Consider the following 13,078-nt stretch of genomic DNA (forward strand, 5'->3'; position numbering starts at 1 on the left):
TTTCCGCCCGGCGCACGCTTGTCCGTACACAACCGCAGCCCGACAGCACCCGCGGAGCGACAGACCGGCGCGATGGCCAGGTTTCCAAGCTGCGCTTAGCGACTGCCGCCAACCGGCGCGTCGGCGCCTGTCTTGGGGCCATCATCGGCAACCGGGGGTCCATCGCCGCCCCCGCCCTGCGGATCCGAATCATAATCTTCCGGATTGCCCTTGCCGCCCGCGCCGGCGCCGCTTCCGCTCGCGGGGCCGCTGCCCTTTGTAGCGCGCCGCCCGCGATTCTCTTCGCCAGCGCCCAATCGGGCGCGTTGATCGAGGGGATAATCCTCCGGCCGCACCCGGCTCACGCCGGGTCGATCTTCGACAGGTTCTGGCGGCAGCGATCCCGGCGTGGCGGAGGCGGCAGAAGTCCTGCTTGGGTTCGGGTTTGCCGCCTCGCTGCGAGGCTTGTCATTGTCCGGCATCGCGCGTCTCCCCGGCCAGTTTTTCGAGTTCGCGGATATGCTCGCTGACCACCGGCGCGATTTCGCCCGCCGCCTTCCGAAGGCTTTCGGTATCGCCGTTGGCCGCATAGGCGCGATGGAGCGCGAGCGCGGCCGCGTGCGCGCTCTTTTGATGCCGTAAATAGATGGCATCGATTGCCGAAGCGTCGGCGCCTCGGATTTCGTTCAACATGCGCTGCTGGCCGGCATCGAGGGCGGGCGGCATCACCTCGATCGAGGCCTCGGAGGCGGCCGCCTTCACCTTCGCGGTCGACTTGGTGTGATTGTCGATCATCATGCGCGCGAAAGCCTTCACATCGTCGCGCGCCGATTTTTCGATCAGCGCCTTCGACGACTCGATTTCCCAAAGATCCCCCGCGCCGGCCTTGGCGACATATCCAGCGGCGTCGGTCGGCATGCCGGGTTCCGCAGCGGTTTCGGAGGGCGTTACGCTGGCGGTGTTTTCCGCCGGGGGCTGGGCAGGTTCCGAGCCATTGCAAGCGCCCAGCATCGCGGTGGATGCGAGAAGAAAAAGATATTTCATTGGACGTCTCCCATTATGCCCGCCCGCGCATCAGCAACGGGCAGATTGTGCGCAAAGTTCCGGTAGGCTTCGAAGGCCTGCCCGGGATCGCATCGACCGCTCGCGCGCGCTTGTATCATCGCCCCCACGGCCGGTATCATGCAAAAAAAGGATGTTTCGGGCCTTCCACTACGAGCTCAGGGATGTTCGAGGCGCGTCTCGACGCGCATGAGCGAGACTGCGGTGCGGCGCGGCTGGGTCAGCATGAAATGGACAGCCGCGGCGATATCCTCGGCTCGCAACATCTTGTCGGCATGGATCAGTTCGCGCTGCTTCTCCGGCGGAAACTCCGGATATTGAAAGTCTGCGCCGGTAAATCCCGGCTCGATCAGCCCAATCTTGATATCCTCGTCGGCGAGTTCCTTGCGGAAAGATTGCGCGAAGCCCTGAATCCCTGATTTGGCGGCGATATAGACCGAGCTTCCAGGCTTCCTTGAGACCGCGGACATCGAACCGATGAGGACGATATCGCTCCCCTTGCCCATGCGCTTGGCGGCCTCTTGCGCGCAGACGAGATAGGCGGTGAAATCCGTCTCGAGCTGGTATCGCGTCTCGCTTTCGTCGCCGTCGGCGAGCGCAGCCGCAGGGATCGCGGCGTTAATGATCGCGATATCGAAATCGCCCAAATAGGCAGTGGCGGCGTCGAAAAAGCGGTCGACGTCCTTGGCGACTGCGAGGTCGACATTCATCCCGTCTCCTTCGCCGACCTCCTCGATCCGCTCGAGCGCGTCGGCAAGATGCTCGGGGGTGCGCCCGCAGACGAAGACGCGCACTCCGTAGCTCGCGAGAAGCACGGCAATCGCGCGGCCTATCCCGGTCGTGCCGCCCGTGACAATGGCGCGGCGCCCGTCAAGGCCTGGTTTTTCGGTGTGAGCGTCGCGTTCGTCGCGCATCGAAATTTCCTTCTGCCAACCCCTCCTCGCAGGAGCGACGTTCTACGCAGCGCATGGTTCCGGGGCCCGGCGATCGGCGGGGCCACGCCCCGCACAGCGCGGGAATAGAAACCCCCATTTCCTGCCGGGCTGCGAGCCTCACGAGCTCGACCGGGTTGATCTGTGATAAGCAGATTATTCCCGCTCGGCCGGCAACCCCGCCGCACGCGGCCCGTTGAGCTTCGGCGGGGCAAGGAGATAGATGATGGGAATTGCAGGCAAGATGGTGGGGGCCGCGACGCTCGGCGCGCTGTTCTACTTCGCGCGCAAGGTTCCGGCCCCGAACAAGGTCGACGACCACAGCGCGGCTTTCGCCGACGGCGAGACGCATGCCGAGAATTTCGACCAGACCCGGTCGGCGGGTCCCGAGGCGATGCGCGACGATGTGGGTCGGCCCTGGCAACGCGAGGATCAGGCAGGGGACGAATCCTTCCCGGCCAGCGATCCGCCAGGATATTAGGGCTCGAGCCGCAACTGGAAGTTCCGTGGGCTCGGGGACTAATCAGAACTGCGCAACAAATTCATGAGGCAAAGCTCCGCACCTCAGTAGGCGCGAGCAACGCGCTGGAGGCATACTCCATCACCTCACCTCGCTCGTGGCGCCTGCGAGAGCGCCAGAGTCTCCATCAGGCAGGGACATCCGTCAGCTTGAACCGCGGCCGCGGCACCATGCGCCGGCTCGCGTCATCCTCTGTATGGAGCCCCCGCAGGGGTTGACGGCGTTGGGCGAGCCGGGTCTCGCAGTTAGGCAGCCGATGAGGAAAGGTCTCTTGCAACGGGAGACGATGGGTCTCAGTGGAAATCGTGGCTCCGGATGCGCAGACCGTTCTCGCGGCTGTCCGGCCCGCCCCCGCTCCGCGCCCCATCCCCGCGTCCCGGCGCAATGGGAAGATCGCTGCGGCCGACCGAGCGCAGCAGCGCATCGTGATCGGTAATCCGGTCGCAGATGATGTGAATGACCTCGCCTTCCTTCTGGAGCCGTCCGCGCATCGCGATCATCGAGGCCGACATGATTTGGCGCCGATAGATGTCGAACCGATCGGGCCAGAGGATGCCGTTGGCGATGCCGGTCTCGTCCTCGATCGTGACGAACAGCACGCCCTTCGCCGAGCCGGGCCGCTGCCGCACGAGGATCACGCCCGCCACCTCGATATTTCGGCCATCGCGGATATTCGCGAGGTCCGCGCAGCGGACCACGCCCATCGCATCGAGTTCCTCACGCAGAAAGGACAAGGGATGCGCACGCAGACTAAGCTGAAGCGTGCGATAATCCTCCACTACCTCGCGCCCCTCGGTCATCGGCCGAAGCAAAGTGGGCGGTTCGAGCCCCTCGGGCGAGAAAGCCGCCTCGCGCGCGTCCGCCGCCGCGAAGAGCGGCAGCGGCGCCTCTCCCAGCCCCCGCACCTTCCAGAGGCCCTGCCGCCTGTCCTCGCACAGGCAGGCGAAGCCGTCCGCCTCGGCGATCCTTTCGATCGCGGCGCGCGGCACGCCGGCGCGCCGCCACACATCCTCGACGCAATCATAAGGCACATCGCCCCGCGCTCCGACGATCGCGGCGCCATGGACATTGGCGAGGCTCCGTACCTGGCGAAAGCCCAGACGCACCGCGAGATATCGGCCGTAGGTTTCCTCGAGCGTGCAGTCCCAATGGCTGTGGTTGATCGAGACGGACCGTACCTCGACGCCATGATTGCGCGCATCCCGCACGATCTGCGCCGGCGCGTAAAAGCCCATCGGCTGCGCATTCAGGAGCGCCGCGCAAAAGACGTCGGGATGATGATGCTTCATCCAACAGGAGGCGTAAGCGATCTTTGCAAAGCTCGCAGCGTGGCTCTCGGGAAAACCATAGGAACCGAAGCCCTCGATCTGCTTGAAGGTCCGTTCTGCAAAATCCTGCGGATAACCGCGCGCCACCATGCCGCCGACCAGCTTGTCGAAGAAATGCGACACGCCGCCGGTGAGCTTGAACGTCGCCATCGCGCGCCGCAACTGATCGGCCTCGGCCGGCGTGAAGCCCGCACCGACGATCGCGACCTTCATCGCCTGCTCCTGGAACAGGGGCACACCTAGCGTTTTCTCAAGCACGGCGCGGAGCTCGGGCTTGGGATATTCGGGCTTTTCCTTCCCCTCGCGCCGGCGAAGATAAGGATGGACCATGTCGCCCTGGATCGGGCCGGGGCGGACGATCGCGACCTCGATCACGAGGTCGTAGAAGCATTTGGGCTTGATCCGCGGCAGCATCGACATCTGCGCGCGGCTCTCGATCTGGAAGACGCCGAGCGTGTCGGCCTTCTGGATCATCCCATAGACCGCCGGGTCGTCGTCCTGCAGGTCGGCCATGCCGACATCGATGCTCTTGTGTTCGCGGAGCAGGTTGAACGCCCGGTTCATGCAGCCGAGCATCCCGAGACCCAGCACGTCGACCTTCATGAATTTGAGGACGTCGATATCGTCCTTGTCCCATTCGATGATCTGGCGGTCCTCCATCCGCGCCGGCTCGATCGGCACAAGATCGTCGAGCCGCTCCTCGGTCAGCACGAAGCCGCCCGGGTGCTGGGAGAGATGCCGCGGCGTCCCGATCAGCTGCCGCGCTAGATCGAGCGTCAGCCGAAGTCGATAGTCATTGGCGTTGAGGTTAAGCTCAGCGATGCGCTCCTCGGGGATGCCGTCCATCGACCAGCCCCAGACGAGGCCCGTCAGCATCTTGGTAAGGTCGCGCGGCAGGCCGAGCGCCTTACCGACCTCGGCGACCGCACCGCGGGTGCGGTAGCGCGTGACCACGGCGGTGAGCGCGGAACGATGGCGGCCGTAGGTTTCGTAGATCCACTGGATGATTTCCTCGCGCCGCTCATGTTCGAAGTCGACGTCGATATCGGGCGGCTCCTTGCGCTCGCCCGACACAAAGCGCTCGAAGAGCAGCTCATGCTTGATCGGATCGATCGAGGTCACGCCGAGCAGAAAGCAGACACAGCTATTGGCCGCGCTCCCCCGGCCCTGGCACAATATGCCGCGCCGACGGCTCTCGGCGACGATCGAATTTACCGTCAGAAAATAGGGCGCGTAGCCGAGCTCGCCAATCAGGCGCAGCTCATGATCGATCTGTTGCCGGTAGGCAGGCGGAACGCCGCCGGGGAACATCCGGGCCGCGCCCTCTTCAGTCAGCGCCGCAAGCGCCTCCTGCGCGGTTCGGCCCGCCATCACCTCCTCATAGGGATATTGGTAGCGGATTTCGGCGAGGTCGAAGCGGCACATCGCGGCGATGTCGGCGGTCGCGGCGATCGCATCGGGAAAGAGCGCGAAGCGCCTTTCCATCTCGGCGGGCGACTTCAGCGCCCGGTCCGCGAAACGCTCGCGCTTGAACCCGAGCGCATCGACCGTTGTCTTCTCGCGGATCGCCGTCAGCACGTCCTGCAATGGCCGGCGCTCGGGCGCGTGATAGAGGATGTCGCCGCAGGCGACGGCTCGCACCCCGACATCGCGCGCGAGATCGTCGAGCGCGCGAAGCCGCGCGAAGTCGCCGGGCCGCCGGCGGAGACCGAGCGCCAGAAACGCGCGCGGGCCGAAGGCCTCGCGCAATTCGGCGAGATCGAGCCGGGTCCGGTTATCCGCCGCGTCCGGAACGAGGATCGCGACGAGGCCCTGCGAGCCGGCGGCGATGTCGGGCCAGTCGAGCCAGCATTGCCCCTTGCCGCCGCGCGCCTTGCCCAAGGACAGCAGCCGCGTCAGCCGCGACCAGGCCGCCCGATCGGTCGGATAGAGGAGGATCGCGCGGCCGTCGCGCAGGTCGACGCGCGTCCCGGCGATCAGCCGGACGCCGGTCGCCTCCTGCCCCGAAAGACCCCGCACCATGCCGGCGACGCTGCCCCGGTCGCAAAGGCCGAGGGCCGTATGGCCCAGGCAGGCTGCGGCCGCGAACAATTCTTCGGGCGAGGACGCCCCCCGAAGGAAGGAAAAATGGCTCGTTACCTGGAGTTCGACATAGATCGTCATCCGAAGACGCCGTGCATGTACCAACTGAGATCGCCGGTCTGGTCTTCGATCGCGTCGCCGCGCCGGAACAGCCAGAAGCGCTCGCCGCTTTCCGCCTCGACCCGAAAATAGTCGCGCACCGCCCACATCTCGCCGGGACGGCGCCACCATTCGCCATGGATGCGTTCGGGTCCGTCGCCCGCGACTACGGCATAGCTCCGCCCGCGCCACGCGAAGCGGCGCGGTGGATGATCGGGGAGCAGCGCGACCACGCCCGACAGCGCCTCGGGCCGCGCGAGCATCCGGATGGGCCGCGGCCATGCTGGCCAGCCGGCAGGCTTGGCCAGCGGGCCGGCGCGGCCGATCGCGCGCTCGGGCACGTCGCTCTCGATCGGCCGCAGCCGGAACAGCGCATCCGCGCCGGCGCGGCCCGCGAGCCGGTCGACGAGCGGCGCGAGGTCGCGCGCGCGCGCCTCACCATCGAGCGGAACGCCAAGCGCCACCGGCGCGAGGCGTTCGACCGCAGGCGCCGCGAGCGTCATCGCCTCGATCCCGAGCCCCGGTTCGATCCGGTCGATCCGCAGTCGGAACAGGCGCAGCAGATGCGCCGCGTCGCGCGTCGCCCGCGCTGTCCCGACACTCACGATCTGCTTCGCTGCGTCGACCCGCTCGCACGTCAGCACGGCCGATCGCAGTCCGAGCCCACTTTGCTCAAGCAGCACCACCAGATCGGCCAGCAGGTCCGCGATCACCTGCTCGATCGCCTCGGCGGTCCCGATCGGCTCGAGGAGTCCGCGCTCCGCGCGTGGCACATCGAACGGGACCACCGGGACGATCGGCTCGGGCACAAAGCCGCGCGCCTGGTCGAGCCGCAGGGTCGCGGCGCGCCCGAGGCGCCGCGCAAGCGGCCCGCGCGGCATGGGATAAAGGTCGGCGACCCGCTCGATCCCGAAGCGCGCGGCGGCAGCGAGCGCCTCCGGCGTCAGCCGGAGCGCCGCCAGCGGCAAAGGAGCCAGCGCCTCCCCTTCCCTCCCTTCCGGCAGGACCTGAACCTCGCGGCCGCCGTAGCGCGCGAGCGCGTGTGCGGCGCCGGCTGTTCCGGCGATCGCGACACGCGCGCTGAAGCCGAGGCGCTTGAGAAAGCCGCGCAGACGCGCGGCGAAACTCTCTTCTCCCCCGAAGAGATGGCTCGCCCCGGTCAAATCGAGCCACACGCCATCACTGCCCGACACCGCCGCACTTGGCGTCCAGTGGCGCGCCGCGTGCAAGGCGAGCCGCGCGAGCCATGCCGCGTCGGCGGCCGGGTCGGCATCGAGCACGTCGAGATCGGAGACGAGCGCCCGCGCATGCGCCGCAGCCATGCCGACGGCGAGGCCGAGGTCGCAGGCGAGCGGACAGGCCGCGGTGACGAGCTCGCGCTGCCCGGTGCGCGCGATCACGATCGTCGGGCGCGCGCCCCACAGCAGCGGCAGCGGCACGACAGAACCGCCGCCGACGCCATCGTCCGACCGCACATTCCGGAAAACCGGCGCCGCCGCTTCGCTGCGCCGACCGAGCTCGCGCATCGTCGGGCGCTGGTGCGCCGGCAGCGAGTCAATTGCAGCCGCCGGTCCCCTGTCCTGCGCCCAGCGCGCGCCGGGGCGCCAGCCGCCGCCGCGCGGCACCGAGCAGGTGCCGGGATTGTCGTCGACGGGTTCAGGAAAGCGCGGGGCAGCCCGCCCCCGGTCAGGCGGCGCGTTCGATCGCGACGGATGCCGCTCTGCCATCCGCAGCCGCTCTATCGCGAGCTGCGGAAGGAAGAGCGAGGCGACCCTGGTCATCGCACGCCTCCAGTTCGAGGGAGAAAGGCGGCCCGCCGCGCTGGCGGACAAGCTCGACATTCCATCGCCCGCGCCCGACGCCGGACGTTGCAAGGCGCCCCGACGGCAGGGTGGCGATGCGCCAGCGCGTGCACGCGAGCGACGGGTCGGCGAGCGGACATTGGCCGTATCGACGGTACCGGCGATAGAGCAGCATTGGCGTCCTGCCCTCCGAGGCGGCGAGCTGAAGCCGCCGCGTCGCCGTCTGGTCGGCCGCCTTCACCTCGGCGACGACGCAGGCGAGCGCACCGTCGCGCAGTGCGTCCTCGCACATCATCAGGAGATCGCGATCGTCCTTGCCTTGGGCATAAAGGATCGAGCCCGGGCCAAGCCCTGCTTGTTCGAGCGCGGGCGCGTAGAGATCGAAGCGCGTCAGCGCCCAGAGGACCGAGACATCGGGCGCCGCCGCGAAGCGGGCGGCGATGCCGGCAGTGAATAATGTTGCGGCCGCATCGTCGCTCCAGCTCGCCGACGCGCCCGCAACCTCGTGGAGGCCTGCCCCGTCGAGGCCACCTCCGGCAAGAAAATGATCGAGCGGTCCGATACCAAAGGGCAGCACGGGCCCGCGCGACGCGGCGACGCGCGCGACCGCTTCGCGAAGCGCGGCAAGGTCCTCGGCGCTTGGCCGGAGCGAAATGGGCGGGATGCTCATGCTGGTATCGACTCAAATGTTCTCTATATGTTCCACCCGCAACGAACATCCGTCAAGACAGCTGCGACGAAGGACTGTGGATCATTCAGCGCCCCGTCACGTTCGGCCTTGTAAATCAGGAACAAATTATGCCGATCACAACCGATCTTCCTTGGGAAACGCTCGCGATATACGCCGTCGGCGCTGCACTGATCCTCGTCATCCTGTTCAAGATTCCCTATGTCGGCCGCGTCTTCCGCGCGCTCTTTTCGTTCGCGCTGCTCGCCTTCGGTATCTTTCTCGTCCTGCAGCACGCGCCCTTCGATCCCAATCTGTCGCGCGTCACCGAAAGCCTCGGCCTCGATGCCCAAGACGTCGTTGGCGACGAGGTACGCATACCGATGAGCCGCGACGGCCATTTCTGGGCCGAAGCCGAGATCAACGGGACGAAGCGCCGCATGTTGATCGACAGCGGCGCGACGGTGACCGCGATCTCCCCCGCGACGGCCGCGGCAGCCGGCGTCGCTGCCGACGCCACGCTCGTCCCCATCCTGATGCAGACGGCAAACGGCACGGTTCGCGCCGATGCGGCGACCGTCGACAGACTGTCGATCGGAGGAATCGATGCCCGGAAACTCAAGGTTGTCATTTCACCGGGGCTCGGCACTACCGACGTCTTGGGCATGAATTTCCTGTCGGACCTGCAAAGCTGGCGGGTCGAGGGGGGGACGCTGATCCTCCTGCCAAAGCAGGCACACGCAAGCGAATAGAGCGGAAACGGGCCGTGACGCTGCGGTCGCCCTGTAACCAAGCTTGCCTTCCCGTGAGACCAGTCAACGGGCCAAGCCTGTTTCGGCGGGGGTGCGGCGGCACGGCCCCGGAGCCATGGACGCGGCAGACCGAGGTGTGATCTCCGGCAGGTCCCGTCCGCCGACGAGAACCCGGGAAACCGCCGATGGTTTCAGGATCTCGCGAAAATATTCATGGCAACTTTTGCCCTTCGCGGTCGGTTTCTTCCCGGCACAGCGAACACAGCAATGGAGTCGATCATGAGCATCGAAGGAAAGATCAAGGAAGCCGCCGGCTATGTGAAGGAAGAAGCCTTCGAGAACGGCGACAGCCCCGAAGCCAAGCGCAAGGCGCAGGAAGGCCGCGACCTTCGCAACGAAGGCCGCATCGAAGATGGCAAGCCGCCGAAGACGGGTACTCCCGGCACCGAAAACTGAAGACCCTCGCCACTTCTCCCGTGGCAAACTCGGCCCGCCTTGGCGGGCCCTTTATTGCGCGCTCGGCGTTCCGAGCTTCGCCAACGTCAGCTCGTCGCGTACCCCGCCGAACCAACGGTCGAGCGCTGCCGCGAACAGCGGCCGGCCGCTCGCAGCCTCGAACAGGGTGAGCGACGACCGGAGCTTGGTTGCGTCCGTCTCGCCCAACACGGCTACCGGGTCGCTGCCGATCAGGTCCTGCAGCGCCTCGGCGCACTCGACATAGCGGGGCCCGAGTAGCGGATGGGCTAGATAGGCGCGCGCCTCCTCGATATCGGCAATCGCATAGCGCTGCGCCATCGCGCTTCGCCCAAGCCCGGCGAGCTGCGGAAAGATGAACCACATCCAGTGCGTGCGCTTGGCCCCGCGACGGATTTCCTCGAGCGCGCGCGGGTAGATTTGCTCCTGCGCGGTGACGAAGCGATCAAGACTGTCATCACCGCTCGTCACAGCGCAAACGCTCCCTGCGCCGGGGGCTTGCCATAAACCTGTTGGACCTCGATCATGCCCTCCGGCAGCCACTGGAGCACGTCGGCCGCCGGGGTTCGCGGGTCGAGCCAAGCGGCCCATTTGTCGCGGGGCAGCGGGATGATCTGGCGATGGTGATAGGGGGCCACGTCCGGACCCGCGTCCATCGTCAGCAGGCCGAAGGCTTCGCCGACATGGGCATCGCGCCAGATGCCCGCCATGGCGAACCAGCGATGCTCCTTCATCGTGAAGAGCCACTTGTCGAGGCGTTTCTGTGCCTTATCGGTCGGATCGGTAAATTCGTAGAAGCCGTCGCACAGGACGAGGCAGCGCTGCGCCGCGAGGTCTCGCCCTTCCGAGCGGACATTATAGACCGGCCTGCCGCCCTGGCCCGGCCAGCTCCAGCGCCGGTTCACAAGTTCCCCCGCCGCATCGCCATCGGCCGCCTTCACGATCGGCGCCATGTCGGTGATTCGGACGTCCTCGCGCGCGGGAACGTTGGGCGTGCCCTCCGGCGTCCGGATCTTGATCTTCAAGTCGTCGAAGTCTTCCATGATGGAAGCAACATCAACTTCAAGCCTGTAATCGTTGCACATTTCCGCAAAAACCCCTGATGCTTGCGACTCGCATCCGTTCCCATTATGTTCCGCACATGAGCACGGCGCCAACCCCTTTCGATCCCGATGCCCCGGATGGCGCCCGCCGAGCGCTCATAAGACGCAATCCCGAAGATGAAAGCGAGATCGAAATGGTCGAGGCGGTCTGGGGAAGCGATCCGCGCTTCGCAGACGGCATCAACTATCGCTTTGTGCGATCGGAAGGCCGCGCCTTCCCGAGCCGCCGCTGCCTGATCCCAGCATCCGAGTTCCGGATGGGAACGGGCGACCACCGCTACCGAGTGACGCTCGACAGCGGCAATTTCTTCTACCTCGCCGCAATCTGGGATCCGCCGCTCGCCGACTGGCCGCTCTCCTATCGCATTCTGACCATGCCTGCGGGCGCAGACGTCATCCCCTATCAGTCGCGCCATGGCGTCATCGTCCACCGCCGCGACGTGATGCACTGGCTCGATGGCACGCGCTCCAACGACGAGCTCTTCACCGAGCCGCCGCGCCACAGTTTCTTCGTCGAGCCGCTGCGCGCGCAGGCCGACCTGCCCCTATGAATATCGAGGACCTCGCCCATCCCCCGCGCGCTCGCGCAGCCCATCAAGGCGATCTTTTCGGCCCCTCGCTTCCCGGGCTCGCTTATGGCGAGGCCGTGCTCACCGCCGAGGAGGAACGCGAGGCGATCGCGCGCATGCAAAGCGCCGGCCTCACGCCGTTCCAGTTCCAGCAATGGGAGGGCAAAAGGCTGACGCGCTCCTTCGGCTGGACTTATGATTTCCAGACGGGCCGCTTCGCGCCCGGCGATCCGGTCCCCGACTGGATCGAGCCGCTCCGCGCCCGCGCCGCAGCCTTCGCCGAGCTGGCACCGGACGCGCTCGAGCAGGTTCTGATGATCGAATATGGCGTCGGCGCCGGTATCGGTTGGCACAAGGACCGCCCCGTATTCGAACATGTCGTGGGCGTCTCGCTCGGAGCCCCCGCGACCATGCGCTTCCGCCGGCGCAAGGGCGACAAGTTCGAGCGCGCCAGCGCCGAACTCGCACCGCGTTCGATCTATCATCTCGCAGGCGAAATCCGCGACGAATGGGAACATAGCATCGCGGCGATGGGTGCGCGGCGCTGGTCGATCACCTTCCGTAGCCTCCGCTGAGAAAAGCCTAAAATCAGCCGGTCGCCGGAAGAGCCGAGCAATGCGCAAGCACCACGCGCCAGCGCCCCGCTTCGCGATACCAGACACGCGAATAAGCGAAGCGCCCGAAGAAGGCCGCACCATCATAAAAGCCCGCGAGATCCACGGTCACGCAGACCGTCGCGCTGTCGCCGCGAATATGTATGTCGGGCGACGCCACCGCTTCGATCGTCTCGATCCGGAGCAGGCCCGAGCGGTGCGCCGCGAGATCGTCGCTCTTCGACAGGCGCTTGCCATCCTGATCGGTGAAGCAGAGCGTGTCCTCGAGGAGCGCGTCGAGCGCCGCGACATCTCCAGCGAGCATGGCCGAACGCAGCGCGGCTTCGGCTTCGGTGATCGCATCCATATTCAGCAGGTCTCGCCTTTCCATATCCACGCTATCGCATGGCCAGCGCGCTGGCGCGTTTCAGATACCGAGCCGCTCCCAGAATTCGTCGGCGCTGAGCGCCTTCCGTTTCTCACGCGAGCGCGGCTCGCCGTGCCGCCAGCTCGGGTGCGGAACTGGCGCTGTCACGCGGCGCGCCTTGCGGGAATCGGAGGGAGTGTCATGGTTCATCTCAGGCGTTCCTGCCCGCAAAAACCTCGGACAAATGTTTAAGTTCCCGCCGAAAAACCATTCACCCCATTTATCGAAAAGGCGAGTCCGGGCGCTGCAGAAGTTCGGAAATATCATCGGCAGAGAAGGCCTGCCCATTTTCGAGGATGAGGCGGTACTGCTGGCGCTCCGCAGGCGAAGCCGCAACAAAGGCCGGCAATATCTCCCTGAGCGGACGCGGCGCGGCCTCCTCTTCGGGCAATGGCGGCAGCTCGACGCCCTCCCGCTCTTCGTGCTTGCGGGTCAGCGTGGCGGGCTGGTCCCAGATCGCATCGCCAGCAGACATGGGTCAGCCCTTGTTGAGATAAGCACGGACAGCGTCCACCGAATTCCCTACCGCGTCTACGGCCTCGCGGAGCTCCTGCTCGCTCACGCCGAGCGCCTTGGTCCAATCCCGCACTTCATAATCCTCGCGAAAGCTGATCCGCGCGCGATCGGCCGCGCCCACCTCATTCTTGCCATCTGCCATGATGTCACTCCTTCAAGGGGCAACGCATGCG

15 protein-coding genes are annotated in these 13,078 nt (G+C 66.4%); 5 read left to right on the forward strand and 10 right to left on the reverse strand.

Translation table 11 applies throughout. The annotated features are described in order from the left end of the window. Nucleotides 1-447: 447 nt before the first annotated feature. Both E5675_RS15745 and E5675_RS15750 read right to left on the reverse strand, forming a co-directional pair. The gene (locus E5675_RS15745) at nucleotides 448-1,023 is read right to left on the reverse strand and encodes a DUF4142 domain-containing protein (protein ID WP_136175359.1); all 576 of its coding nucleotides are present in this window, start codon (nucleotides 1,021-1,023) and stop codon (nucleotides 448-450) included. Between the two features lie 176 nt (nucleotides 1,024-1,199). Beyond that, complete coding sequence (locus E5675_RS15750) at nucleotides 1,200-1,955, reverse strand: SDR family oxidoreductase (RefSeq protein WP_136175360.1); 756 nt, start codon at nucleotides 1,953-1,955, stop codon at nucleotides 1,200-1,202. A 241-nt stretch (nucleotides 1,956-2,196) separates the two neighbouring features. Between E5675_RS15750 and E5675_RS15755 the strand changes: the two genes are divergently transcribed. Then, nucleotides 2,197-2,454, forward strand: coding sequence for a hypothetical protein (locus tag E5675_RS15755; protein ID WP_247594651.1), 258 nt, complete (start codon nucleotides 2,197-2,199; stop codon nucleotides 2,452-2,454). Between the two features lie 332 nt (nucleotides 2,455-2,786). Here the strand turns inward: E5675_RS15755 and E5675_RS15760 are convergent, their stop codons facing one another. Genes E5675_RS15760 through E5675_RS15770 form a run of 3 tightly spaced genes read right to left on the reverse strand, consistent with a single transcriptional unit; the run spans nucleotide 2,787 to nucleotide 8,474 of the window. Beyond that, entirely contained in the window at nucleotides 2,787-5,984 is a 3,198-nt protein-coding gene (locus E5675_RS15760) for an error-prone DNA polymerase (protein WP_136175361.1), read from the reverse strand. Further along, nucleotides 5,981-7,783, reverse strand: a complete 1,803-nt coding sequence (locus E5675_RS15765; protein ID WP_136175362.1) for a DUF6504 family protein — start codon at nucleotides 7,781-7,783, stop codon at nucleotides 5,981-5,983. Before E5675_RS15765 ends, E5675_RS15760 begins: the two co-directional genes overlap by 4 nt. Next, a complete protein-coding gene (locus E5675_RS15770; RefSeq protein WP_210727547.1) occupies nucleotides 7,689-8,474 on the reverse strand; it encodes a protein ImuA in 786 nt (261 codons plus the stop codon). The genes E5675_RS15765 and E5675_RS15770 overlap by 95 nt, the downstream gene beginning before the upstream one ends. 128 nt (nucleotides 8,475-8,602) lie before the next feature. On the opposite strand from E5675_RS15770, the gene E5675_RS15775 reads away from it, so the two are divergent. Further along, complete coding sequence (locus tag E5675_RS15775; RefSeq protein ID WP_136175363.1) at nucleotides 8,603-9,223, forward strand: TIGR02281 family clan AA aspartic protease; 621 nt, start codon at nucleotides 8,603-8,605, stop codon at nucleotides 9,221-9,223. Nucleotides 9,224-9,502: 279 nt separating this feature from the next. Continuing rightward, nucleotides 9,503-9,679, forward strand: coding sequence for a hypothetical protein (locus E5675_RS21540; protein WP_168707892.1), 177 nt, complete (start codon nucleotides 9,503-9,505; stop codon nucleotides 9,677-9,679). A 51-nt stretch (nucleotides 9,680-9,730) separates the two neighbouring features. Here the strand turns inward: E5675_RS21540 and E5675_RS15780 are convergent, their stop codons facing one another. Both E5675_RS15780 and E5675_RS15785 read right to left on the reverse strand, forming a co-directional pair. Continuing rightward, nucleotides 9,731-10,168 carry a DUF1810 domain-containing protein gene (locus E5675_RS15780; protein WP_168707761.1) on the reverse strand — a complete coding sequence of 146 codons (438 nt, stop codon included), beginning with the start codon at nucleotides 10,166-10,168 and terminating at the stop codon, nucleotides 9,731-9,733. After that, the gene (locus E5675_RS15785; protein WP_247594652.1) at nucleotides 10,165-10,740 is read right to left on the reverse strand and encodes an SOS response-associated peptidase family protein; all 576 of its coding nucleotides are present in this window, start codon (nucleotides 10,738-10,740) and stop codon (nucleotides 10,165-10,167) included. Before E5675_RS15785 ends, E5675_RS15780 begins: the two co-directional genes overlap by 4 nt. Before the next feature lie 194 nt (nucleotides 10,741-10,934). Here E5675_RS15785 and E5675_RS15790 point away from each other — a divergent pair, with 194 nt between their 5' ends. Both E5675_RS15790 and E5675_RS15795 read left to right on the forward strand, forming a co-directional pair. Next, nucleotides 10,935-11,351 (forward strand): SOS response-associated peptidase family protein, encoded by a 417-nt coding sequence (locus E5675_RS15790; RefSeq protein ID WP_136176524.1) that lies wholly within the window; start codon nucleotides 10,935-10,937, stop codon nucleotides 11,349-11,351. Then, the gene (locus tag E5675_RS15795) at nucleotides 11,348-11,944 is read left to right on the forward strand and encodes an alpha-ketoglutarate-dependent dioxygenase AlkB (RefSeq protein ID WP_136175366.1); all 597 of its coding nucleotides are present in this window, start codon (nucleotides 11,348-11,350) and stop codon (nucleotides 11,942-11,944) included. The genes E5675_RS15790 and E5675_RS15795 overlap by 4 nt, the downstream gene beginning before the upstream one ends. A 13-nt stretch (nucleotides 11,945-11,957) precedes the next feature. Here the strand turns inward: E5675_RS15795 and E5675_RS15800 are convergent, their stop codons facing one another. From E5675_RS15800 to E5675_RS15810, 3 genes are all read right to left on the reverse strand, one after another. After that, the gene (locus tag E5675_RS15800) at nucleotides 11,958-12,353 is read right to left on the reverse strand and encodes a nuclear transport factor 2 family protein (protein WP_247594653.1); all 396 of its coding nucleotides are present in this window, start codon (nucleotides 12,351-12,353) and stop codon (nucleotides 11,958-11,960) included. Nucleotides 12,354-12,609: 256 nt separating this feature from the next. Continuing rightward, entirely contained in the window at nucleotides 12,610-12,864 is a 255-nt protein-coding gene (locus E5675_RS15805; RefSeq protein WP_136175367.1) for a hypothetical protein, read from the reverse strand. A 3-nt stretch (nucleotides 12,865-12,867) separates the two neighbouring features. Further along, the gene (locus E5675_RS15810) at nucleotides 12,868-13,047 is read right to left on the reverse strand and encodes a DUF3606 domain-containing protein (RefSeq protein ID WP_136175368.1); all 180 of its coding nucleotides are present in this window, start codon (nucleotides 13,045-13,047) and stop codon (nucleotides 12,868-12,870) included. Nucleotides 13,048-13,078 lie beyond the last annotated feature (31 nt).

Source organism: Sphingopyxis sp. PAMC25046, assembly GCF_004795895.1.
Lineage (GTDB): Bacteria > Pseudomonadota > Alphaproteobacteria > Sphingomonadales > Sphingomonadaceae > Sphingopyxis.

What these genes read in the sequence shown, in the direction of transcription:
- E5675_RS15795 (WP_136175366.1), top strand. Translation starts at nt 11,348, where the DNA reads ATGAATATCGAGGACCTCGCCCATCCCCCGCGCGCTCGCGCAGCCCAT.
- E5675_RS15775 (WP_136175363.1), top strand. Translation starts at nt 8,603, where the DNA reads ATGCCGATCACAACCGATCTTCCTTGGGAAACGCTCGCGATATACGCC.
- E5675_RS15765 (WP_136175362.1), bottom strand. Translation starts at nt 7,783, where the DNA reads ATGACCAGGGTCGCCTCGCTCTTCCTTCCGCAGCTCGCGATAGAGCGG.
- E5675_RS15745 (WP_136175359.1), bottom strand. Translation starts at nt 1,023, where the DNA reads ATGAAATATCTTTTTCTTCTCGCATCCACCGCGATGCTGGGCGCTTGC.
- E5675_RS15785 (WP_247594652.1), bottom strand. Translation starts at nt 10,740, where the DNA reads ATGGAAGACTTCGACGACTTGAAGATCAAGATCCGGACGCCGGAGGGC.
- E5675_RS15770 (WP_210727547.1), bottom strand. Translation starts at nt 8,474, where the DNA reads ATGAGCATCCCGCCCATTTCGCTCCGGCCAAGCGCCGAGGACCTTGCC.
- E5675_RS15760 (WP_136175361.1), bottom strand. Translation starts at nt 5,984, where the DNA reads ATGACGATCTATGTCGAACTCCAGGTAACGAGCCATTTTTCCTTCCTT.
- E5675_RS15805 (WP_136175367.1), bottom strand. Translation starts at nt 12,864, where the DNA reads ATGTCTGCTGGCGATGCGATCTGGGACCAGCCCGCCACGCTGACCCGC.
- E5675_RS15750 (WP_136175360.1), bottom strand. Translation starts at nt 1,955, where the DNA reads ATGCGCGACGAACGCGACGCTCACACCGAAAAACCAGGCCTTGACGGG.
- E5675_RS15755 (WP_247594651.1), top strand. Translation starts at nt 2,197, where the DNA reads ATGATGGGAATTGCAGGCAAGATGGTGGGGGCCGCGACGCTCGGCGCG.
- E5675_RS15800 (WP_247594653.1), bottom strand. Translation starts at nt 12,353, where the DNA reads ATGGAAAGGCGAGACCTGCTGAATATGGATGCGATCACCGAAGCCGAA.
- E5675_RS15810 (WP_136175368.1), bottom strand. Translation starts at nt 13,047, where the DNA reads ATGGCAGATGGCAAGAATGAGGTGGGCGCGGCCGATCGCGCGCGGATC.
- E5675_RS15790 (WP_136176524.1), top strand. Translation starts at nt 10,935, where the DNA reads ATGGTCGAGGCGGTCTGGGGAAGCGATCCGCGCTTCGCAGACGGCATC.
- E5675_RS21540 (WP_168707892.1), top strand. Translation starts at nt 9,503, where the DNA reads ATGAGCATCGAAGGAAAGATCAAGGAAGCCGCCGGCTATGTGAAGGAA.